The organism is Bacillus sp. ABA4_010 (genome assembly GCF_056159105.1).
The window spans coordinates 230,752-256,115 of the sequence record NZ_JBSWUN010000004.1 but is presented as its reverse complement, the minus strand read 5'-3'; the positions used below and the strand labels follow the sequence as shown (position 1 = coordinate 256,115).

At 40.7% G+C, this 25,364-nt stretch carries 11 protein-coding genes; 4 read left to right on the top strand and 7 right to left on the bottom strand.

Annotated elements, in window-relative coordinates:
* Positions 1-101 precede the first annotated feature (101 nt).
* The 4 genes from ACXAEO_RS20815 to ACXAEO_RS20800 form a co-directional block, all read right to left on the bottom strand.
* The gene (locus tag ACXAEO_RS20815) at positions 102-4,844 is read right to left on the bottom strand and encodes an S-layer homology domain-containing protein (protein WP_474884669.1); all 4,743 of its coding nucleotides are present in this window, start codon (positions 4,842-4,844) and stop codon (positions 102-104) included.
* A 249-nt stretch (positions 4,845-5,093) separates the two neighbouring features.
* Entirely contained in the window at positions 5,094-6,281 is a 1,188-nt protein-coding gene (locus tag ACXAEO_RS20810; RefSeq protein ID WP_474884667.1) for an ABC transporter permease, read from the bottom strand.
* Positions 6,262-7,707, bottom strand: coding sequence for an HlyD family secretion protein (locus ACXAEO_RS20805; protein WP_474884665.1), 1,446 nt, complete (start codon positions 7,705-7,707; stop codon positions 6,262-6,264). Before ACXAEO_RS20805 ends, ACXAEO_RS20810 begins: the two co-directional genes overlap by 20 nt.
* A gap of 94 nt (positions 7,708-7,801) precedes the next feature.
* A complete protein-coding gene (locus ACXAEO_RS20800) occupies positions 7,802-8,296 on the bottom strand; it encodes a MarR family winged helix-turn-helix transcriptional regulator (protein ID WP_474884664.1) in 495 nt (164 codons plus the stop codon).
* Between the two features lie 235 nt (positions 8,297-8,531).
* Between ACXAEO_RS20800 and ACXAEO_RS20795 the strand changes: the two genes are divergently transcribed.
* Positions 8,532-9,827, top strand: a complete 1,296-nt coding sequence (locus tag ACXAEO_RS20795; RefSeq protein WP_474884661.1) for a trypsin-like peptidase domain-containing protein — start codon at positions 8,532-8,534, stop codon at positions 9,825-9,827.
* Positions 9,828-10,154: 327 nt separating this feature from the next.
* Here ACXAEO_RS20795 and ACXAEO_RS20790 read toward each other — a convergent pair whose 3' ends face one another.
* Positions 10,155-13,535: an S-layer homology domain-containing protein gene (locus tag ACXAEO_RS20790; RefSeq protein WP_474884660.1), complete on the bottom strand. Its 3,381-nt coding sequence runs from the start codon at positions 13,533-13,535 to the stop codon at positions 10,155-10,157.
* A 647-nt stretch (positions 13,536-14,182) separates the two neighbouring features.
* Between ACXAEO_RS20790 and ACXAEO_RS20785 the strand changes: the two genes are divergently transcribed.
* Positions 14,183-15,184: a C40 family peptidase gene (locus ACXAEO_RS20785; RefSeq protein WP_474884659.1), complete on the top strand. Its 1,002-nt coding sequence runs from the start codon at positions 14,183-14,185 to the stop codon at positions 15,182-15,184.
* A gap of 51 nt (positions 15,185-15,235) precedes the next feature.
* Here ACXAEO_RS20785 and ACXAEO_RS20780 read toward each other — a convergent pair whose 3' ends face one another.
* The gene (locus ACXAEO_RS20780; protein WP_474884657.1) at positions 15,236-17,665 is read right to left on the bottom strand and encodes an S-layer homology domain-containing protein; all 2,430 of its coding nucleotides are present in this window, start codon (positions 17,663-17,665) and stop codon (positions 15,236-15,238) included.
* Between the two features lie 374 nt (positions 17,666-18,039).
* Positions 18,040-21,579: a S8 family serine peptidase gene (locus tag ACXAEO_RS20775; RefSeq protein WP_474884655.1), complete on the bottom strand. Its 3,540-nt coding sequence runs from the start codon at positions 21,577-21,579 to the stop codon at positions 18,040-18,042.
* A gap of 378 nt (positions 21,580-21,957) precedes the next feature.
* Here ACXAEO_RS20775 and secA2 point away from each other — a divergent pair, with 378 nt between their 5' ends.
* Positions 21,958-24,312, top strand: coding sequence for an accessory Sec system translocase SecA2 (gene secA2 / locus ACXAEO_RS20770; RefSeq protein ID WP_474884653.1), 2,355 nt, complete (start codon positions 21,958-21,960; stop codon positions 24,310-24,312).
* A gap of 54 nt (positions 24,313-24,366) precedes the next feature.
* The gene (locus ACXAEO_RS20765; RefSeq protein WP_474884651.1) at positions 24,367-25,263 is read left to right on the top strand and encodes an accessory Sec system S-layer assembly protein; all 897 of its coding nucleotides are present in this window, start codon (positions 24,367-24,369) and stop codon (positions 25,261-25,263) included.
* The last annotated feature ends 101 nt before the right edge of the window (positions 25,264-25,364 follow it).

The following is a 25,364-nucleotide window of genomic DNA, read 5'->3' as shown; positions in this document are numbered from 1 at the left end:
AAAGGAGAGTCAGTCACGAATAAGTGAACTGCTCTCCTTTTGATTACCTTACCGAAATCATTTGATATTTTATAAAGATTAACGACTGACAGCTATTTTGATTAATCTTCAGAAATTACTTCTACATTAATATCCATAACTTCTGAAGATTCAATACTAGCCATATCAATATTCCATCCTTGCATTGCAGTTAATGTGTCTGCAATCGTACCCGCTGCACCAAAGCCGGCTAATCCTTCTATTGTAGCTGCATCGTCTGCAGTCAAAATAATCTTAAGCTCATTAGTCGTTGCATCATAGAAGTATTCACCAGCTTCATCAACTTCTGCCTCTGCACCGACAAGAGTATACGTTCCTTGTAAAGTGGCAAGCTCAACAGTCGTTTCTGCATCACTGTATGTTAATTTTGATAAATCAAACGTTGAACCCTCTTCAATATCAACTAATTCAGAGATTATTAAAGTATCCGTTCCGGCCGTATAGGAAACAGTGGTAAATGTAGCTGCATTTATAGCATTAAAAGTACCTGCACCTACACCCTCTTCTCCATCAACTGGGTTTTCTTCGTTAACAGGAGTTTCATTGCTGTTCTCTTCAAATTCCAAAATAGCTGAAATTATTTTGTCGATTTGTTCTCCGTACATCTCTTCTGTTGTTTCTTCTAAATCATATGCCAGAAATGTTCTCGCCTCGTCAATAGCTTCTTGTAATGTATGTATTGCTTCTGCAGCAACTTCTACATCCTCTACACTTTCAATTAGGTACTGTGCTTGATCGACTAGATCTAACAATTCATTTACATATCCAGGTCGGTCACTTCTTCCAATTTCATTTGCTAGGAAATTTTCAATAGCTACATATATGGATTCCTGCACATCCCATATTTCTCCTAAAGTTGTTGTACCTTTTTCTAGGACGACTTGGGCAACGTCAATAACCTCCTGTAAAGTTACCTTAGAGCCTACAGGATATTGTCCTACTCCCGTTCCCTCTTGAGCTTGTCCATATATTCTTTGAGCATAAGCAATGGTCGAAACTAATTCAGTATCCGCTGTTTCTACCAGTTGAGTTCTGTAGAACTGCTCAATAGCTTCTCCCAGTACTCCTTCTGCATACCAAATCTCACCTTGCGTAGCCGTTTGGTAGGAGAATAGTTCCTGAACAGCATCAATAGCTTCTTGAAGAGCTGCTTTTGAGCCGGTCATATACTCTCCAACTTCTGTTCCCTCTCGGCTTGATTGATGCAACTCATTTGCCTGCTCTAGGATATATAGCAAGTCTGTTGTGGATATAGAAACAATTTGGGATGCCTCAAATGTTCTAATAGCTGTTGATAAGGTTTCAATCGCTAGAATAAATTCTTCTTCAGTGATATCTCCGTTAGATGCTACTGCTTCAGCTGTATCAAGAGCTTCTTTCAAAAGCTCCTTAGCTCCCAGTACATATTGACCAACTTCTGTTCCTTCCTCAGCTTCGGTATATAGGTATTGAGCTTCTTCAATCATATAATTCAATTCTGATCTAATGTCGCCTGCATCCCAATCCTTCCCTAACAATACATCTGGAGTGGAGCTACTTAGAACATTAACAGGATTAATCTCAATAACATTACCGTTGTTTGAAATCGTCAATTCAAAAACAGTCCAATATTCTTCTGTACCATCTCCCTCTGGTATTACAAAGGTTTGGTTCGCTATTTTTGAATTCCCTTTATACACTTGCACCTTTGCTCCTGAATTTGAGAGAGGATGTTCTCCAGAAAAATTATGCACAACGAAGGTATACGTTCCATCTACTAACTGGCGAATAGTAGTTGTTTCAGGTCCGTAAGAATCAGTATCATCCCAATCCAAATCGGCATATAAAATGCTGTCTTTCGAGAACTCTCTGTCACCATACCAAATATAAAACTGATTAGAAGAATCTTTTACAGGGCCGACAAGATGGGAATCAACATCTCGAGGAAGTTCATTCCACGAAAGCAGAATTTTGAGCTCATTTGTAGCAGCCGCACGAATAGCTGTTTCATTTTGATTAATATTATAAACAGCAGAAGGCGCTATAGCGAATAGAGAGGACGTAACAAAACCATCCCCTTCCATCTCTCCCACGTACATACCTTGTGGAAGATTTACAGAATAGTACCCGTATTTATCAGTCATAACTGTTTCAACAATAGCACTATCTCCATTATCTTTTCTGAAGTGAATCTTAATACTTGGCACTCCTACACCATGAATGTCTGTAATTCTTCCTTCAAACCCTGTGTTCAATACGACCGATGCTTTCACTGGGTTGCCTTTCACTTTTGAACTATCATTGCTAGGAGCAACCGTAATCTCTAACGTTTTACCGATATTATCTTCCAATGATACAGGAGTATAGAAAATTTTACGTTTAGTTGCATCATATTGTAAATTCTCTAACGTAACAGCCTCTCCATTGAGAGTAGCAGTCACACCAAAATCGTCAATTGTCATACCAGCGACGAACTTAGTAAGATCTACATCAATCATTCCTTGTGTTGCTATTACCCCTTGTAAATGTGTCTCATTTTCTTGAGAGTAACTTTCATCAATATTTTCATTACCTATACGCACAGTTGTATTTGGTACTTGGATAACTAAATTACTTGGTCTTACTGATAATTCAATGCCTCGATCATTTATTTCTGCTGTATTAATATTTCCATTCCCACTAATAATAGCACCTAATGCACTGACTACTAGATTTTCAATATTTGTCTCCCGGGATAGATTAATACGGACATTTCTTGCTCGAGAGTTTACTGTATCGAATGCCCCTTCAAGAGACACTTGCAAATTCGAATCTACATTTTGTATTCCCTCAGATAAAGTAACATTTGTAAAGCCAGGTGCATTTCCTGTCAATCCCTCTTCCTCAATTTTAACGTAAGACTCTAATTGTAAATCCACTACACTTGTATTACCTTGAGCTACAATACGAATTTTCCCATCATTTTTATTTACAATAACAGTAACCAGTACAGAGTCTGTGAAATAAATACTGTTTTCACCGCCACCTTTTACAGTTGTCGTCCCTTGAATTTCTACTCCGTTAAGATGCACATCACCGTCTCCAACTGCCTCGTCGATAACTAAATTTCCTGTCACAACAAGGTTTCTCAATGTTACATCCTTACTTTTAACTACTAGATTGCCATTGATTGTTTGCTTACCTGTTTGAGGACCGTACGTACCTGCAACGGTGATTTCACCTGAACTTGGAATAGAATTTCCGCTATTAGATGAACTGGAACTTCTAGAACCGCCGCTTGATGAAGTCGAATTAGACTTTCCATCTACTTTGCTAATATTAGACTTTACATCATTATAGTTTTTGAATAGATCTTCTACCTTAGTGCCTGACGGTAAAGTCACATTTGACAGTTTAGTGTCCTTACCTAAGTTGATTTTGACCTTTTTATCTTCAATCACGAGGTCTTTAATACTTCCTTTACCCGACAACTCAATCTCGTCATTCATTTTTAATACTGCTTTTTCAATAACCATATCAAGCTGGACCGTTTTTACACCATTTTCAATGATTAGTTTTTCAGTAGACGTTTTCGAGTCTCCAGAAAGAACCGTGTCTGCATACACATGAACTTCTTCCATTGTCGTGTTTCCTTTTGCTGTTACCGCTATATTTTCTTTTCTGATTTCGAGCACACCAATAGAAGCGTTTTCCAATGTAATAGAAACGGTATTTTCTTCAGTAGCTGCCACTTCTTTTTGTTTATAAGCAAGAGTTTGAGAAACTTTTCCTTTACTTATATTAGCAGATTGTTTCACTTCAGCTGCGATAACTGTTTTTCCTTCTACTTGGACATTCTTTCCGTAAAAGTTGTTATTCACATGATTGCTAAGTTCAAGATTACCTTTTACCGTTATGTTTTGCACTAATATATAATCCGCACTAATCTTTAAATCCCCATTGATGAAGCCGTTTTTTCCGTCAAATACAAGCTGATCTTTTGAAACTGTTGCACCTTCTTTAATTTCCAGTGAGGTGACTTTTGTAATTACATTATTGTTTTCTTCAAACTCAATAACCGCATTCTTCAAAATATCGGCATTAGTTTTATGTAAAATCGATTTCACATGATTGTCCAGTCTATAAGACACACCGTTAATCACAACAGCAGAATCTGTTACACTATCAATCTTATATAATGTAGAAACAGGCTTGTTAGCTTGCTCTGTACGATAAATAAACGCTGCCATTTGGCCACGGGTAATATTTTTATTCGGTGAGAATGTAGTCGGGGTTGTCCCTGTTGTAATTTCTTTTTCAACTAACGAACCGACATAACCAGCATACCAATCACTATTTTTTACATCAGAGAATTTATCAACTGACGTTTCTCCAAGCTTAAAGCCTAACGCAATCATCTTGGCCATTTGGGCTCGTGTTAAAGTTTCATTCGGACGAAACGTTTGATCATCATATCCTTTAATAATTCCCGCATCTACTAATGCCGCAACAGAACCATAGTACCAATCCGATGTTTTCACATCTGTAAATCCAGGATTTTTTGTATTCGAAAGATTTAAATCCAATGACATTGCCAGCATTTTAGCCGCTTGAGCGCGAGTTACTGTCTGATACGGACGAAAAGTCCCATCATCATATCCTTTAATAATTTGACGATCTGATAGGTTACTTACCGCCTCATAAAAATAATCGTTACCGTTTACATCAGAAAAAGAGATTTCCTCAGCTTGAGCAGAAGGCACCATCCCTGTTGTTACTACACTTGCCACAACTGCAGTTGAGACCGAAGCTCCTAAAAATTGTTGGTAAGCTTTTGATTTTGGCATCTTATGTATCCCCCATACCTATTAACTAGAACTTAAGTTCTAGTTATATACTGATTTTACCAAAAATATTTTAACACAAAATAATCAAATGATGGTATTTATTTATTTTTTTAATATTTTTTTTACATATATACTACTATTTAACTTTTTTATTCTTCTCTGTAGGTGGTCAAAGACCATAAAAAAAGAGCAAATCGCCTAAGCCATTCGCTCTTTTTCCCTTCCACATTTCAAAAACAACGATATTCCTCATACTACTTCTGTTACCGGACGATCTATCGGCTGATTAGTAGAATAAGTTTCTTCTCCCGCCATTTTCATCTTTCTTCTTTCCTTAAACCAAAGAAGGAAGATAGCGAGTAAAAACGCACCGGTCATAAGAAGAAAGCCGCCAATTTCCGGAATAAAATATTCCAATTCACCCCCGCGGAAGCCCATTCCACGGACAAATTTAAAATGCCAAGCAATCGGCAGAGCGTTACTCACCATTTGGAGCGGCTCTGGAAGCATTAAAACGGGGAGCTGTGTTCCCCCTAATAAGAATGACGGCATAACAATTAACAGTACCCGTCCGCTCGCTTTCGCTTCCGTCGGTGCATTCCAGCCAATAAGCATTGCCATCAAGCTCGCACTTGTTGTATATAAAAGCAGTGGAATCCATGCTTCAAACGGATCACCCTCAAAACGAAAGCCGCCAATTTGCTTCAACAAGCCGATGCTTAAATAAAATGATGCACAGCCAATAAGGGCGTAGGGGATGAGCCTTGAGACAATCCCAAACGGATTTCCCAATTCTTCTCCAAGTCGTCCTTGCTCCCGCAGGCGAGGAACGATGGTCATCGTAGCCCCCGATAAAAGAGACAGCATGAATGTATTAATAAAGCCAATGACCGACGTGTCCATCGTATCGTTTGTCGGATTGTATAATAGGCGCTGTTGAACCGATAAGTTTGTAACCGTTCCGCTAGTCTGCGTATCATTTAATCCGAACGCTTTTACTCTTACTGTGCTGTACATACTGTTTTCTGTACTAATCACCTCTGTCACAGCTGACCGCAGATTTCCTGTTGCTGCTGGGGTCGACATGTCGACGTAAAAACCGATATTACTTTGCTTGCCCTGTGCTCTTGACGTTTCTAATTCCGCAGGCAAATACACGACCGCGATATATTTTTCACGGTAAAGGAGCTTATTCGCATCCATCGGCTCATGGTAAATATCTTCTACCGAAATATATTGTGAAGCATTCAATTTATTGATGAGCTGCAAACTGAACGCACTGTTATCCAAATCGACGACGGCGATCGGCGCCTCATTAACCTGGTTATTTTTAAAAATGTATCCAAACACGACCGCTACGATTAATGGAGCAATTAAAATAATCCATACAAACTTGCGATTCAGAATATGGTTCCACTCATCTCTTAGCTGATTCACCAAGCTTCACCTCCATCGTCATCCCCGGCAATAGTTCCGGTGTACGTGTCACATCAATACGGACTAGGAATGTACTCACATCAGACTGACCTTTTTCATCACTCATACGAATGCTTGCATATTGCGGTGCAGACGTCACAAAACGAGTCGTTCCTTCTACATCTTTATTTAAAGAAACGACATGGGATACTACTTGTTCCCCTGCTTTAAATTTCGACACTTGTTTTTCATCAACGTATAATTCGAAGTAAAGCTGATCTGTTTCCATCATCACAACAGGCGAACCAGCCGCAACGTTTTCGCCAACTTTAGGAATGACGCGCGTTACCTTCCCATCAACCGGTGCCTTCAATGTCATACGCTCTTTTTGAACTTGTAAAGTCTCCAACTGAACTTCCATTGATTCCTTTTGCTTTAATAAAAGATCAATATTAAACGCACTGTTTTGAACATCCAACTGCGCTTGCTGGGCTTTCGTTAAACCAACCTTCGCCTTCTCTGTCGCCACTCTCGCCTGTTCCCTCTCTTCAGCTGTTGCTCCTGCCTCCATTTTTTCTAACAACGCTTGTTGTTGAGCGACCGCATTTTGCGCAATTTCTACTTGTTTTTTCGCAGCTGTCGTTTGCGTTTTCGCTGCTTCTACTTGAGTTTGGGCCGCTTCCGCTTGATTTTTTGCCGTTTCGACTTGAGTTTTGGCCGTTTCTAATCGGCTTTTTGCATTATCTAATTCATTTTTCGCTTTATCCACTTCTGCTTGCGAAACTAATCCATCTTCCAATAAACCAGCTAAGCGATCATAACTCTTCTGCACAAATTCCACTGTTTGTTGGGCTGCTTTTTCTGTTTCCATCGCTGCCTTTACCGACTGCTCGGCTGATTGAGCGGTTTGTTCTGCGATCGTTTCCGATTTCTCGGCGGCTGCGACAGATTGCTCCGCTACCCCGACTGATTTTTGCGCTGACTCTACCGCAAGCGCCTGTCTTTTTAAATCTTCTTCACGTGTTCCTTGATTCACCAAGCTTTCCGCCGCTTCGGCCGATTCAATCCCTAAAAGAGCTTCCTGCTCTTGAACCGCGGCTTTCGTTGAACCTACATTGATCGCATCTTCTGCTTGGGCAATTTTCACATTCATTTGCTCCAAATCAACCTTCAGTTTTTCAATTTGCAAGTCAACATCCGTCATATCTAAGGTCATTAACACATCGCCTTTTTTCACCTGTTGCTCTTCTGTTACTTGAATAGAATCAATCCGTCCTCCTACTTGCTGAAACGACGCGTTCACGACATCCGCCACTAATAGACCGCTCTTTTCTTCCGTTGCCGCTGAGACGGCATCTTTTCCGTCCATCGCCATTAAATAGCCGCCTCCTCCTACAGCTCCTGCTAATGCAAGTAGTGTAATTGAAGATATTAACCGCTTTTTCATAATAAATGTTCCTCTCTCCTTCAAATCTTTCTGTTCTTATTATATTTTAGTACGGCCACATATAGTAAGGAACCGTACTATATGTACAAAAAAATTACGTTTCTTTAATATACTTTAAACCCTTTTGTAATTTTTCCAATAAACCCGCAAGAACGACATGCTCTTCCTTTGTCATGTCCGACAACAGACATGTACTATATTCCACATAATAGGGAAACAAACGATTCATCAATTCTGTTCCTTCTTCTGTTAAGTGAATTATCGTCATCCGGCGATCCTCATGGTTTCCTCTCCGAATGAAACCATCTCGCTCTAACCCATCCATCAGGCCCGTCATCGTGGAACGTGTCACACCTGTATGCTGTGCCAGCTCTGACGGCTTTAAAGAATGGCCTTTTTGAAAAAGCACTAATAAAATTTTAAACTTCGCCTGTGTCAGTCCAAAACGCGACAACTTGGCACTCATTTCATTATAAATTTCACGTGACGTTCGAATTAACGAAATTAACAGCTTTACCGAATCACCATCTACAATCGACAGTTGATTCATCACCGCATCCATCTCATCCAACTTAGAGTTTTTTGACACTCAAACCATACCTTTCCAAAGTACTAAGCATATTGTACGGCAGGTTGCGGTGTGGGTCAAGTCATTAAAAAGTGCCTGTCACGACCCGATTACATTCTTCGGGTAGTGACTGAGACTAACCTCAAAAAGAACAGCCACATAGAGATTCTCTCCATGAGGCCGTTCGACAAACTTCGAGCAGCGTCCAACTATCTCTATGATAGGATAGTTTCATAGAATAAAAGGAGTGATAGCGTTGTATTGCCCAAAGTGTGGGAAGGAATTATCGGATAAAGTTAGGTTTTGTCCGCATTGCGGAAACAAAAAGGGGGAAAAATTTTTAATTCTTCCCTTGTTAACATTCATTAGCGTACTATTCTTTAGCGGCACCCTTTATTATGCCTTGGAACAGCAGCACAAGGAAACGGAAGTTCATTCCGCTGTTGCCAACACGAAAGCGGAGAAGGAACAAACGAAACCGCAACAACAGCCTGTTCAAGCGGCTGCCGTTTCAACGAACGATCTTCCAAAAGAGACTAAAAAACAATTAACGGAGATCATTGCGGAGGTTCAAAGAGGCGTTTATACCATTTATACAGATTCAGGTCTTGGCTCTGCTTTTCTAATGAATGATCGAGGAGACATCGTCACTAACGCCCACGTTGTCGAAGGCTATTACGCCGTTTCAGTTAAAGACAAAGACGGCACAGTATACGAGGGGCATGTGATTGGTTACTCAAACGATATTGATATTGCCTTAATTCGCGTACCTGATTTACAAGGTCTTCCCCCACTTCCACTTGAGACGGAAACGACGGCGCTATTAGGAGAAGAAGTCATTGCGCTCGGCAGTCCAATGGGATTGGAAAACACGGCAACATTCGGCTACATTTCAGGTATTGACCGCAGCTTCTTTATTGGAGAACGCTCATATGATCATGTTTATCAAATGTCTGCCCCTATTGCTCCTGGAAATAGCGGCGGTCCTCTTGTTTCAAAGTCCAGCGGAAAAGTTATTGCCATTAACTCGGCCAAAATGCTGGAGCAAGATTCAGTTGGATTTAGTATTCCGGTCATGGATGTGTATGAATTACTCCAACGCTGGAGCGACAATCCTTTAACATACGATGATATTTACCAGCTCTTTTATACAGAAGACGGCAGCTACTACTATGAAAATCTATGGTCTGACGACGATTGGTACTTTGAAGGCGGCGAAAGCAGCGAAGAAGAAACATACGAATACTATGACATTCCTTCTGAATGGTATACTGATCCGGAAAGCGGTTATGATGGGGAATACATCGAAGAAGACCCAGCCTACTATGAAGAATATGAGGAAGAACCATTATACGACGACACCGTTCCATATACTGAAGATGGAATGTATGACGACAGCACTTTTTATGAAGAAAGTAACACATATGATGAAGGTGAAGTGTATGACGGCAGCCTAACAGATTCTGAAATGGATACAGATGAAGAGTACGAGTACAAACAGGAAATGAACAATGGGTACAGCGATGAGCTAAATAGTGGTGAAGGATGGTAAGAAGAAAGCAATAACTACCTATTCCATCAATACCCCCTTCCTTATGAAAAGGAAGTAATCACCTGCCCATCCACTTTTATGTACTTGCTATGCTGACTGCATTAATTTTAAAGAAAGAGATATACGAAAATATGAAAGAAGCGCCAGTCATTTTCTTCAAATGACCGGCGCTCTTTCTTTTTGTTATAGCCATTTTCGACATATTTCGGGTGGTGACAGTGAATTGCGCCCATCCAAATAACCCATAAAAAAAGAAAAGCCCCACAGAGATTTCTCTCCACGGGACCTTTCACATACTCTAGTTGATTAGAATCAACTATCTGGTAATTAGTCTTGAATTCCAGTTACAGCGTTACCTGTATCTGCAGCAGCACCGTTACCAGCAGCATCGTTGAACCAACCAGTAGCAGCATCTAAAGTATTAGCTACTGTACCAGTCCAGCCTTCTACTGTAGTAGCTTGAGCATCTGTTAAAGTGACAGTGATTTGAGTAGCACTGTTAATTGCAACAGTTGCACCAGTTAATACTACAGAACCAGTAGCAGCACCAGCACCAGCACCGTCTGTATCAGGAGAAGCAATAGTTAACTTAGAAAGGTCTACTGAACCAGATTTCTCGATGTTTGTACCTGTGATTACAAGTTTATTATCAGCAGCTGTGTAAACAGCACTTGTAATTGCTGACGTTGGAGGTGTTGTATCATTTAAACCGTTTCTTGTTACTACAGCATCACTTGCAATAACAATTGCCTCTGCGAATCGGCTTCCAGGAGCTGCTAAACCAACAACAACTTTATCGCCTACGGAGATTTCACGAATGTTCTCAACTGTGAAATCATCGCCATCTGCATCAGTAGCTTCATATACTTCACCATTAGAAGCAAGTTCTTTAGTAGTTAAAGTGCCATCAGCAAGACGAACATCTACTTCACGCTCACCAACTCGGACAGCTTCTACTGTACCAGCAATTTTTTGTCCAGGGTTAATAACGATTTTGTCTACCTCTGAACCGTTAACTTCTAGTTCAACTACTTCACCTTCTTGGATGTCAGAAACAGAACCAGCAGAAACTGCAGGATTTACAGTTCTATTCAAGATATCACTGCTAGTTAATTTATCAGCAGTGTAAGTTTCCAATTCTCCATTAACTAAAGCTTGGATACGAACGATTTCGTTGTCAGTATTCACGTCCACACGAGTGATAAGAGCTGTTTCAGTTGTAATATCAGCAGCATCTAAACCATAAACTGCCAAATGAGTTACAATACCGTCTTCGTCATAGTATGCAAAAGCATTGTTTTGATCGATATCAGCGTTACGTTGCTTTAATTCGCCCCAAGTTGTAACTGTAATGTCATCACCGTCTGGATAAGCTGTACGAAGAGCATCCACATCGAATACAACAGTATCATCTTTTAATTGGAAACCTTCTACATATTTGTCATCAGATTCAATTTTCCCTGATGTGTTTTGTGTAGCATTTTGATAAAACTTAAGTCCCTTAACAATACCATTTTCAACAGAAAGATCGAATACTTTTTCAGTATAAGCATCAAGATCTACTACAGATCCTAATACATCACCATTGTCATTTTTAGCAACGATATAATACTCTTTTGCATTATCAGCATCATTGCTAGCAACGGCTGTTCCATCATAGTCGACCCCATCATTTTGCTCTACTAATGCAAACTCGTCAACTTCCCAGTCACCATTTGCTGGTGGTGTTGCACTACGGTAAGCTGATGGTAAGTCTTCACCAACCTCAATTTCGATTTCACTATTAGCACCAAGAGCTGTTGTTTGAATAACGATTTCATCTAAGCCATCAACTTTAACATCATAAAGTTTTTCGCCATCTTTACCTTTGACTTCAATCTCAAGTAATCCATCGCCCTTGTTATCAAAATACGGAAGGATTACATCAGTTAAGTAGCTAGCTGCATATTGCTCTTCTACTACACCTTCAGTACCTTTAACGAATACTACATCGCCTTTGTAGTTGAAGTAAACTGTTACTTTTCCACCAGCTTGTAACTTCTCAGCTGCATCATCATCAAATGATTCGATATCTTTACCAGCTGTTAAATATTGACCAGCATAATCAAAGTTCTTTCCATCAAGATCGAAAGAATTAGAGAATACATCAGTGATTTCACCTGTAACTTGTTTGCTAGTAACAATTGCTACTCCATTTTCTTCTGCATCGTCATTGTAGAACACATAGTCGTCTTTTTGGATGTCAGAAACAGAGATTTGCTTGCCTTCTTTAACGATGACATAATCTTCAAGATCTAAATCTTCGTTGTCATAACCAAAGATGTATGTGTCATCTGTTTTCTCAACAAGAATGCCACCTTTTGCATTGTAAGCAACAAGTGTTTGTACATCTCCGCTTTCGTTGAAGACTACTTTCGCGAAGTCATACTCGACACCTTTTGCACCAAGAGTTGATGGGTTACCATTTAAGTAGAATGTGAAGTCAGATGCAAGGTCATATTTTTTATCATCGTGAGATAATAATTTTACTTCCCCAGCTGTTACATTACTATTTACAGTAACAACATCTTTTGTTACTTCAATTGCAGATTCTTTTACTTCTTGATCTTCTTCAAATGTGTATTTTACAAGGTCACGATTTTCATCGAACCATACACGTGTTTCACGACCAAGTGCATCATAGAAGTCAAACTCAGTGTCTTCATCTACATCAACTGTTACAGAAGCACCGTTGTAGTTGACTTTGAATGTACGCTCTTCAACATCAACGTCTGTAATTGTAGATTTTGTGTATGCAGCACGTTTGAATGTAGCTTCAAGTACTTTACCATCAACAATTACTTTTACATCGTAGTCTTGGTTGTCTTTAAGTACTACGCTAGCATCTTCTTTAGCGAACAACTCAACTGTAGCTGTTTGGCCGTTAGAAGATAATTTTACTTCTTTCACGCCGTAACGGTCTAATGTATCAGCATCTTGTACTGTGATGTCAGAAGCTTCAAGACCAGATACTGCTTTGTTGAATTCGATTGATAAGAAACGGTTTGTATCATCAAGTGCTGTTACTTCTGTAATCGCTAACTCACCAGCAACCGCTTGTTGTGCACGGTATACGAATGCTGCGAATTGACCGCGTTTTACTGTTTCAGTTGGGCGGAAGTTTCCGTCAGCAACTTGAGTAATGCCGTTTTCAGCTAAGATTTGGATATATTCACGTTGGCTTTCGTGAGCTTTGTCTAAGTCTTTGATTTCAACTGTAGAACCTTCAACGTGCTCTAGGTCGAAATGCTCAACGATGATTTTTGCCATTTGTTGACGAGTTAATTTTGCGTAAGGATCTAATTTTCCGTTGTTGCCAGTCATAACGCCAGCAGCGTTTACTTCGTAAGCTGCTTTAGTTAATTCAGCGTCAGTTAAAGCAACATCAGAGAATACTTGCTCCATTTTACCTTCGCCATCGATTAAGCGAGAGAATACTACTGCCGCTTGACGACGAGTTAATTCACCATACATATCGAACTTTCCATCTTTCCCTACGAAAGTTCCTTCTGAAGCTAAAGCGTTGATTGCTTCTGCGAATTGGTGATCAGCAGGTACATCAGAGAAAGATGCTGCTGCGCTTGCTACTGGTGCTACAGCAGATGCTACTACAGCTGCTGTTACAGTACCAGCTACGAATTTACGATAAGACTTTGGTTGGTAAGCCATTGAGTTATTTCCTCCCTTGGTAAGTTAAAAAATATTTCAAACTGTATTAAGATTAAGATTCTTTTTATCTATGTATCTCTATTTCTCTTAATGACAGTCGACTAACAATTACAAATAATAGTATAGATAGTTGCAGGTTCATTGTCAATGTTTTTAAAAATTGGAAAATTGATGAACGATTGGACGTTTATAAGCATCCTACTTTCCCACAAAAATCCCAAATGAAACATCGATTAGAAAACCTTACCTTTTATTTTACATTATTTACTGCACATTTCAACATTTTTTACATAAGTTTGTAGATTTTTAGTATAACAGACCTTTTTATCTATTTTCTACTTAATAGCCTGACCTTTTCTTTTATATAGTAGAATGTCACAATAGCTTCATTAAAACCTCTTAAATGCCCCTTCAAAGGTGCTCTTTAGTCATGTCGAATTTTATAGATCGATTTATATTAACCAACAAACTTACTGTATGAAGGATGATAATTTCCTATGACTCTATTTTGTTACATAACTGTAAAATAACTATTCTGATTTTTATGATAGACTTACTTCAGTAAGAAACGACATAAAAAAACATAAAAATAACATAAAATCGACATAAAACGGGTAAACGATAAATTTGGTATACGGGGTGTACATATGATTAAACGAACATTTGTAGGAATAGTTTCAAGTTTTTGCATTCTTTTTTCGGCTAACGGACAAGCAGCCGCTCAGGGTAACGATGATTTAGTCAGCCTGGAGAAAATTGTACCAGCTGCGAAAAAATACATCGGCGTTCCTTATAAATATGGTGGAACTACAGCAGCTGGCTTTGATTGCTCTGGCTTCATCCGCCAAGTATTTAATGAAATTGGGGTATCTCTTCCGCGAACAGCAGCGGAGATGTATAAACAAGGAACTAGCATAGCTAAAAGCGACTTACGTGTTGGCGATCTTGTTTTCTTCAATACAACAGGAAAGCCCGCTTCTCATGCTGGGATTTACATTGGAAATGGTCAGTTCATTCACGCTTCTTCCTCTAAAGGCATCACGATTACTAACTTGAGCGATCCTTATTATTGGGGACCTAAATACATTGGGGCGAAGCGAATTATTGATTCAAAACTAGACGAAGGCCAATTCCGTGATATCGCTACTTCTTTTTGGGCATATGATGAAATTAAAAAGCTCGCTGAAGACAACATTACATTAGGGTATGAAGGAGATTACTTCAAACCGCTTGAAGAAATTACACGGGCAGAAGTTGCCGCATTATTATCTAAATCATTGAAACTTGATATGTCTAACCGTACGAAAAGCTTTAACGATGTTTCGACTACTCACTGGGCGACAGGCGCGATTAACGCTGTGCGCAGCGCAGGCATCATGAACGGAGACCAAAACGGAAACTTCCGTCCAGATGATGTGTTAACACGTGCTCAACTATCAGCTGTACTTGTTCGTGCATTTGAATTAAATTCTGATTCGGGCGCTAAAGAGTTTACAGATGTAGAATCGGTACATTGGGCGCACGACTATATCGATAAATTGTCCGCATCCGGTATCACAACAGGTTATGCTGATCAAACATTCAAACCAGAAGATGAAGTCAATCGTTCTCAATTCGCTGCATTCTTATACCGTGGCTTAGAAAAATAACCAATACTTATGAAAAAGACCTCGCGAGGAACATCGCGAGGTCTTTTTGTCTTACTTCAAGAAAGCTGAACGCTTTAAGAATAATGCAAACTGTGAACGTGTGACATTTTCATTTGGACGAAACGCTTCTTGAACAACCGTGATACCATTATTTGCGAGACGGTTGATGTCCTCATAATTCCAATGCGACGTTGGCACATCAGTAAAACGAAAGGCTTTTTCTATTTGTTGATAACGATCATCGTACGCTCTTACTAAAATCGAAGCAAGCTGTGAACGCGTAAGGGTTTCTTTCGGCCGGAAAGCCCCTCCTTGCCCCATTAGCCCATATGCTTCCAAAATCGCCATTTCTTCATAATAGAGGTCTCCTGGTTGAATATCGTTCGCTTTTACTTTATAACCCGCTGGAAGAGTAAGTCCTAATTCTTTCACAAGCATTTTCGCCGCATGCTGGCGAAGAAGTGGTTGATTTGGATAAAACAAACCGTCCGGATAACCAGAGACAACGCCTCTCGCCTGTAAATAACCAATCGCGGCAGCTGTTTCATTATCTGTGCTAACATCTGTAAATACTTTTACATTACCGCTCTCAATATCAGAAGAAGCAACATATCCTTCAATGCCATTGCCTTCTACTTGATAGAAAACGTATTGCTCTGTCGGATCGTCCCCTTTTTCAAATGGTCCCCCAATAATCGTAAGAGGTGTATAGGGCAAAAGTTCTTTAACGGGTGCCCCGTTTAGACCATTATATAATAGAAAGAAGTCGGATTTCGGATCACCATACACCGTGTCGTTCAACTCATATCGCTGGGCAGTCTCTGTATCCAGTTCTGCCCACTCGGACCCTAATACATCAAACGTCATGATGCCATTTTCATCATAAGAGATGTTAACGTCTGGGATGTCACCAATGGGAAGATTACTGAATTGCTCAATCGCTTCTAGCACTGCACCCTGATATGTTTCATTCTCCATATTTGGGTCGTTCTCTTCGGTCAATCCATCGTATGCCATTAAGGCAAAATACCAATGTTCAAGAATGTCGGGATTTTGGCCGCTAATATTCGGAAGCGAATCCTCCTCCCATTTTTCCTTCAATAAAGTTGCACCTACTTCAATGTTGTAACGGGTATCATATTTCAGACGCTCGGGATCAATCCCCAATTCTTGTGCTTCCTGTTCCGAAAGCTTCACGTTCATGATGCCAATTCCGCCGTCTTCTGTGACAATTGGCTCGCCGTTTTCGTCAAATTGCTTCATCTCGGTATGAACATATGCCATTGCCTTCAAAATTTCTGGCGGGATGTTGTGTTGAACAGCTGTTTCATAAAGAAGTTCTTTGACGTCTTCCGTTGATAACGGTTCTGTTGCATAAATCTCTTCATAGCCGCTCACGGCTTCTTCAATCTGATCATACGTGATACGAAGCTTTTTAGAGCCTCGGTTAAAACCAGTATCTGCATGCTGGACCGCCTGGAATGCTACTTCCGGTATAGAAAAACTGTTGAACAGTGATTTTGCTTGGTATTTAAGCTTACTGGCTTCATACCATTTTATATAGCTCATTTCCCCTTCTATTTTATCAACAGAAACAGGGAAATAATTCCCATTTAAATCTTGACCAAGTAAATACGTTGTTTCTCCGCCTAAGTTCGGGTAATAAAACTGCAGATCGAACGCACTTGCCCGCTTTCGTTCATCTGTTAAGTATAAGCCAAGCGGAGGTTGTTGTTCGTATTCATCTGACGAGAGACGCTCTATCCAATATGTTTGCAAATCTTCATCTTCAAAAGCTGTGTGAAGCTTTGCGTTATACTGCATATGTCCTTTTAGCGCATTTTCTGACCCGAATAATTGGACATAGTCTTCCGCTAAAATTTCCGTCATCATCCATTCGTACGAACCGTCTCCTGTATTCGCTTCTGGATAATCAGAAAGGTCTCTTGCACGGGCATATTCAGACTCTAGCCATTTTTCAGGAACTAACGATTCGTCCTTAAATAAATGATAAAACGTAAAATGGTGACCGTATTCGTGTGACAGCGTTTGGGCAATCGCCTCTACTGTTGTCAGCTCATTCCCTCCATACAGATGAATTGTCCGGTCTTCTAATAACTTTACACTTCGTTTTGAATGCTCATACTCCGCAAAATATTGGCCGAGTACCGTCTTGCCAGCTGGAAAATCAGGAAAGATGACAACTTGACCGAGAAGGGCGAGTTCTTCCCCGTGCTTATTACTTAAAAGCTCTTGTTCCACTTCTTTTAGCTGATTCTCTGTATTCCATTTCGGGCTGTAGCTCTTAATGATCAATCCTGATGGACTTTCGTACATCGCCACAAGCTCGTAATAGTCTTCATAGTCAAACTGGGCCGTTTTTACCTTTGTTTCATCCACTACATGGGCCAAGCCCGTTGATGGATAGACCATAATGAAAAAGGCACAAGCTAAGCCCATCGATGCTAACAGTTTCCTCATGATTGTCCCTCCTCTTTCTTTCATCATATCACAAGTTTCAAAGATTAATAGCTAGTAAAATTGATTTACCAAATCCCCCATGACTAAAGAGCTGTCATAGGGGATTTGATAAACCTAAGGGTGCGTCACCACCCCTTACGGAGTTGGTGACGCACCCTTAGGGAAAATCTTTTAGGGCAAACTCAGGTCGCCTAAGCAGCCGATTTTTGTGCTTTTGAATAGAATGATAGTATGAGCCATTACTATGAGGAAATACATAGAAAAGAAGGTCCAACCTGCATGATTTCATGCAGGTTGAACCTTCTTTTTTTCTTGTTTCTTCTATATTATATAGATTTCCTTCTTTGCTCATTTTCCGAAACGGGCCTCGGTGTTTAGTTTGTTTTGACCGTTAATGTGTACGGGTTCGTGCTGGAGCGGACGTTTGCGTCTTTTACTTCGACAAAGTAGCTGCCTTTGGCGAGCTGGACGGTGCCGATTTCGTCGTCCCCGATAAAATATTGATCAAGCTTGGCGACTTCTTTGCCTTTTGCATCATAGATCGTGATGACTCCATCCAGCTCTTTTGATGTTTGGAGCGTGAATGTGTATGAGCCAGCTGCTGCGGCATTAAATTGATAGAAGTCTTTGTCACCATATGGCACGCCAGCGTTTAAAAATGCTTTTGCTTGCCATGTTTTGGCGTCTGTTTGTTTGAACGCAAGTGGTTTGGATGGTACGTTGTTTGTTACTTTCGATGCTGCGTCCTCATCTTTCGTATTGAGAGCATGTAAAGCCATCTCATATTCACTGATGCTTGAACCTAACCAGTTTTCCACGACTAAGAAGTAGCCCACATCTTTTTTCGCTTTAAAGGATCCTGATTCTGGTTCATTGCCCCAGCCGTAGTCAAAGAGAATCACATTTCCTGCTTCTTTGTCATCCATCGTCATGTTTCCGTTTGTATCCTCAATGACCACAACTAATGGATCAAGCGGTAGAGTCAACTCAAGTGGAAGACCTTCTTTTTGTTCCGCTGTCGCTTGTAGCGGATTTAAGTTAAAGCCAAATAACGTCTCTTCTTGACGATGCTTATAATAGAAAATATCCACATCACCAGGCTTAATAAAGTTTCCAGTCACTTTGTTTCCTGCTGATAATGTTTTAGCACGAATAAGTTTGTCATTGTTTTCATTCGCATCTACAGGAGCATTTTTGACTTTTTTTCCATTTAATTTGTATTCATCAAACGACACACCATTCATGTTGGACATACTTAAATAGTACTTTGTTCCTTTTTCCATGTAGAGGGTCATGCTTGTTTCCGTTTGTTCTTCCGTCATGAACGGGTTGAACGACATCCATGAGCTGTACACCGGATACATGGTGTCTTCTTTTTCATCGTACACAAATAACGTCATTTCAGGACGTAACGTATCCGTCTGGTTCATCGCCACTTCATAAATAGCGGATTCATTTACTTCAAATTGATACCAATCTTGATCACCGACTGTTTGGAAATAACCGGTCTTCTCTTCTCCTAATGTAAATGGAAGCGCGGCTTCTTTAATGTTCGCCACTTCTTCTTTTTCCATATCAAACCACATACCGCCTCCTAATAAGGAGAAGTCATAAGTAGAGGATTTGTATGCACCGTTTTTAAACATTTCAGCAGGCGACTCTTGTTCTATTTTTTCTTCTGTCATCATGTCGCCCATCTCTTCAGGCATCATGTCTTCCTGCGGATAACCATCTTCATCTTCCGGCAGTTCTTTCGTTTCGGCTTTCAACTCATATGGAAGAAGAGATCCCGCAATGTGCTTTTGTTCCTCTTCTTTACTTTGTTCAATCATCGGACCAAAGAAGAACAAGAAATCACTAAAAGAAGTCGCTTCTGCTGACACTTCCAAGATGTATTCCATTTCCGGCATCGCTTCAAAGGATAAGGATTCCCCTTTACTGAAGCCGTTATTATTACCCCATGCTTCAGGGAATGGCCATTGTTCTTTCTCCCATTCTGGCAAGTCAGCCGGCGGCTCTTCATGGAGCATATCAGCCGAGTAGATCTTTAATTCCGTATCCAAGCCAGGAACTCCTGACAATGTAAAGTTAATCGTCGTTGGCTCTTCTACTTTAAACTTGAAATAATCCTTGTCGGCTTCTTCCTCATTTAACAATGTGAAAGAACCACCCTCGATTTCACTGCTGTCAAACGGAAGTTCGCTAATGTTGACAGGTTCTTCTTTCGTCGCCAGTTCATCGGAAACTTCGGCTGCTTTCATAAGCTTTAACTCATACGTCGATTCGCCGCTTTCACTATAATTCTCATTTTCGTCGGCTACACCGATGACAAGTGTACCGTCAGCCGGCGCTTTAAACAAATACGCTTCCAATTCATTTTGGCGCGCCTTGTTTACATCAATGGTTTTCTCGACTTGTCCGCTTTTCGAGTAGAATTTCAGCTTTAATTGAAGGTCATATTTAGCTGCCCCGCTCAATACCGATTGAACGTATTCTCCTTCTTTTAAGCTCACCTTCACCCAATCCGTTTGGCGTGTAGACGTGATGCTTCCCGTACGTGTCATTCCTTCTTCTGAAATCGTCACAGCTTCAGCCGATGCTAAAATTTGCGAGTCAGTTTGATCTTGATAGGTTGGTAGATTTTTAGGATCAAAATTCAACGCAGCGACTGGATTAACAAGTCCATGTCCGTAATCTAAGTCAAAGCCCTTTTCCCCAAGGTCGGTTGCCGTTTTTTCAAGAATAGCTTCTACTTGATAGGAATTTAAATCCGGATATTTCGATTTAATTAATGATGCTACACCAGCGACAACTGGAGAAGCCATCGACGTTCCGCTCATTTTTGCAAACGTAGACCCTTTAATAGGTGTATATAAAGAACTGTATACATCTTCTCCAGGAGCTGTCACATCGATGCCCGGTCCGTATGTTGTAAAATACGCTTTTTGATTTTGATCATTCGTCGCTCCGACCGTAATGACACCATCATAAGAACCAGGGTAGTTGTACTGAATGGCTGCGTCGTTCCCCGCTGCTGCTACAACGACGATGCCTTGATCAATGGCCTTTTTAATGGCCTCTTCTACAAGCGGCATCTCAAACGGTGCCCCCAAGCTCATATTAATGACGTCCGCACCTTTTTCAGCTGCCATTAAGATGGCATCTGCCAGCACATAGTCAAACCCTCCCATTTGGTCAAAGACACTAATGGATAAAATGTTGGCTTTCGGATTGACTCCGTGTCCGCCTATTCCGTTATCACCTTCTGCAGCAATAATCCCGGCAACATGCGTGCCGTGGGCATCCGGCATTGCTGGATTGGCTGGGTCGGTAATGCTAATTGGCGGCAAGACGCGTCCTTTCAATTCTGGATGATTCGCGTCAACGCCTCCGTCAATAACCGCAACGGTAACATCGTTTTTCCCAGCCATCGAAATTGCTTTATCGATGTCTAATAACGAAAGATGATACATTTCTTTTTCTTTCGGATCACTTACATTGCCAAACTGCTGAAGCTTCACACTTGGTGACACGGATGCCACACCGCTCATATGGCGATAGGCCTGAAGTGCTTCCTCCATCTTTTTGCCCTTTTGGAGTCGTACGACATCATAGCCAAGCTCCGGATAAGAACGAATAACTTGTCCACCGAGCTTACGGTGGTCTGCATTTGAAATTTTTTGATTGTACTTCACGATTAGCGTATTATCGCTGTACGGCTGAAGTTCCTTTTGCTTTTGCTGATAAAACAACTTGCTGCTTTCTTTTGAAGAAATATTTAATCTTTCTAATACGTTATATTCCGGTTTCTCTTTTCCAACTACTTCGCCCGTGACCGCTGCTGAAGCGACCGTTGGAACGAATAAAGATGAAGCGAGTCCAAGCGTGAAAGCTTGTTTCTTCCATTTCCCCATGGGTGTACCCCTTTCTTATGTAAAATTTACCACATTATATAAACGTACCCTAGAAGGAAAAAGTTTCATGTTTTAAGAAAAAAAGTAATATTTTTTTTAAAACGCTCTCATTTTTGTTGTTGTGAATCCATTGTTCACACGTTTGAACTACGAAACATTTCACCCGCTCATTCGTAAATAAAAAGAGACAAATGCATGAATCCCTTCATTTGGATATACCCTAACAGAAAATGTTTACCATTAGTCCGTGAAAGTGAAATCGAAGAGTGCTATACTATCTTATAGACCATTTTGCATAACTGTTTAGACGAGCAGTACCACTATAACGATTGAAGATTCAAGCAGTACTTATATATAGGAAAGGCTAGGAGAATAAAGATGTTATCTTACATCAAGAAAATGATTGGCGATAATCAAGAACGCCGAATTAAAAAATATTACAAAACGGTACAAGAAATTAACCGGTTAGAGCCTCAATTTGAACAATTGACCGATGAAGAGCTGAAACAAAAAACAGCGGAGTTCAAACAACAGCTAGCCGATGGCAAGACCATTTTTGACCTCCAGATTGAAGCGTTTGCTACTGTGAGAGAAGCAGCCAAACGTGTATTGAACATGCGCCACTTCGATGTACAGCTAATCGGTGGGCTTGTGTTAACGGAAGGAAATATTGCCGAAATGCCGACAGGGGAAGGAAAAACGCTCGTCGCTTCCTTGCCGAGTTATTTGCGTGCCCTCGAAGGGAAAGGGGTCCACGTTATTACGGTCAATGATTATTTAGCTCGCCGTGACCGCGAATTAATTGGACAAATTCATGAATTTTTAGGATTAACAGTCGGCTTGAACGTACCGATGATGCACCCTGAACAGAAAAAAATTGCGTATCAAGCAGACATCACATACGGTGTCGGAAACGAATTCGGTTTTGACCATCTTCGTGACCGTATGGTGTATGACGCGAACCAACGTGTACAGCGTCCGTATCATTACGCCATTATTGATGAAGTGGACAGTGTGTTAATTGATGAGGCGAAAACTCCGCTTATTATTGCTGGAAAAATTGCTTCAAGCTTTAACTTGCACCATTTATGTGCGAAAATCGTGAAAACGTTTGAGCTTGATGTTCACTACCACTTTGATGAAGAAACAAAGGCAACAAGTTTCACTGATAAGGGAATTGAAAAAATTGAACAAGGATTTGGCATTGACAACTTATATGAGCTGGAACACCAAACTCTTTATCATTACATGATTCAAGCATTGCGCGCTTCAGTTATGTTCAAGCGTGATGTGGACTACATCGTGAAGGATGATCAAATTCTGCTTGTCGATATGTTCACTGGACGCACGATGGAAGGACGCACATTAAGCAACGGACTTCATCAAGCAATTGAAGCGAAAGAAGGCGTACCTGTAACAGAAGAAAATAAAACACAGGCATCCATTACCATTCAAAACTACTTCCGTCTTTACCCTGTTTTATCCGGAATGACTGGAACAGCGAAAACAGAGGAAAAAGAGTTTCAAGAGCTATACGGAATGGACGTCGTACAAATTCCGACAAACCGCCCAATTCAGCGTCAGGATGAAGCAGACCTCGTCTTTGCGACAACTGAGGCTAAGTACAAAGCGGTTGCGAAGGAAGCGAAGCGTGTCCATGAAACTGGTCAGCCTGTGCTTATCGGAACAACATCTATTCTGCAATCGGAAGAAGCCGCTTCGTATTTACGTGAAGCCGGTATTCCTTACCAAATTTTGAATGCGAAAAGTGTGGATCAAGAGATTGAACTAATTTCTACAGCCGGCCAAAAAGGACGCGTGACGATTGCTACAAATATGGCAGGACGTGGAACGGATATTAAACTTGGAGAAGGTGTGGACGAGCTTGGAGGTTTGTTCGTTTTAGGAACAGAACGCCATGAATCCCGTCGCATTGATAACCAGTTGAAAGGTCGTTCTGGACGCCAAGGGGACCCTGGACGCTCTCAATTTTTCATCTCACTTGAAGATGATATGTTCCGCCGCTTTGCGCGAGAAGAGCTGGAGAAGCTGAAAACACAACTGCAAACGAATGAAGATGGCCTTGTTCTCAATAAAAAAATTGGGGAATTCGTCGACCGCGTTCAACGCATTTGTGAAGGAAGCAATTATGCAATGCGTGAGTACAATTTGAAATTAGACAACGTCATTAATGAACAGCGCGGAATTATTTATCAGCTTCGTGACAAAGTGCTCTTCTCAGAAGACAGCCTGTCACTCGTTGAACCAATGATTACATCATATGCCAACGCCTTAATCGCAGCCGTGTGCTCCGAAGAACAGCTGCCAGAGGAGTGGGATTTAAAAATTCTTTCAACTGAATTAACAACTATTCTTCACGGCTTCCCAATTACGTTTGACCACCCTGTTCACGAACTAGAGGAAGTTGAACAAGTCATCATGCCGGCTATTAAGCAATACATTGAACAGCTAGAGCCATACCGGGAAGATCGTCGTTTCCAATATACATTAAAATCGTTAATGTTAAATACGATTGATCGTGAATGGATTAAACACTTAGAGTCCATGGAACGCCTAAAAGAAGGAATTGGCCTGCGTAGCTACAGCCAAGAAGACCCGATGCGCCAATATCAGCGTGAAGGCTTGCAGCTGTTTACGTCGATGTACCATGACTTAGAAAAAGAAACGGCTATCCAAGTAGCTGAACTCGTAAAAACCGCTCAAGGTTTGTAATGAAAATATAGAGCGATGGGGATTTTCCCCATCGTTGTTTAACGGAGGTTTCACATGTTATCATTTTTCAAACGTAAAAGTAAAGAACCAAAAAAACAAGGACTGGACAGTACAGTCGAATCAACGGATATTGGAGCAGCAGATAACAGCACAGCGACTGAAGAACTAATTCAAACAAAGTTGTCGTTTCATCCAGAATGGGACGTAAAAGAAGAAGACCGTTACGTCTATCAATTCCTTAACAACGAATGCGCCCCTTTAAAGCCGAATCAATTGTCTTTATCTGGTTTAGAACTGCAACGCGACGAAGGGACAGGCCGTGTGACGGTGAATGCCCTTGTTCGCAGCAGCTTAGACCGTCCGATTCAACTTGAAGAGATGACATTAGTCTTACTCGGAACAGATAAAGAATTATTAGCGAAAAAGAAGTTTGATTTATCCAAGCTTGGTGAACTTCCTCCTGCTTCTAGTCGCCCTTGGAATTTTGTGTTTGAAGCGTCTTCTGTTAAAGTAGACGAACTTCCAGAAAGCGGTTGGACACTTGCTTTCCAATTGAAGCCGGCTCACCAGCTTGACTTAGAAGAAAGCTGGCAAAATGCTCTGCCAGAGGACGAAAAACAAAAATTAAAAGAGCTTGTTGAAAAGCAGCTTACTCCTCCTGGCGAAGGTGAAGTAAACTTCATGGGACTTCAAATTCAACGCAGTAGCGAGGAACATTTACATGTATCTGTCCTTATTCGTAACGGCAGTGAAAAAGATGTGACATTCCAGCAAATCCCGCTCATCGTCGAAGACGCAAGCGGCGAGGTTATTGCGACAGGCGGATTCCAAATGAATGAGTTCACCGTGAAAGCTTACACAACAAAACCGTGGACATTCATCTTCCCGAAAGAGCTTATCCAAAAAGAAGCGATGGATTTAAGCACATGGAAAGTGTATCCGAAACAATAAACTTTAGTAAAAAAGAACAGCGAAAACTAGATAAAAAGAACCTGCTAAGCGATGTGCTCAGCAGGTTCTTCAAGTTGGTTCAAATTCGTTTATTTTGTTTC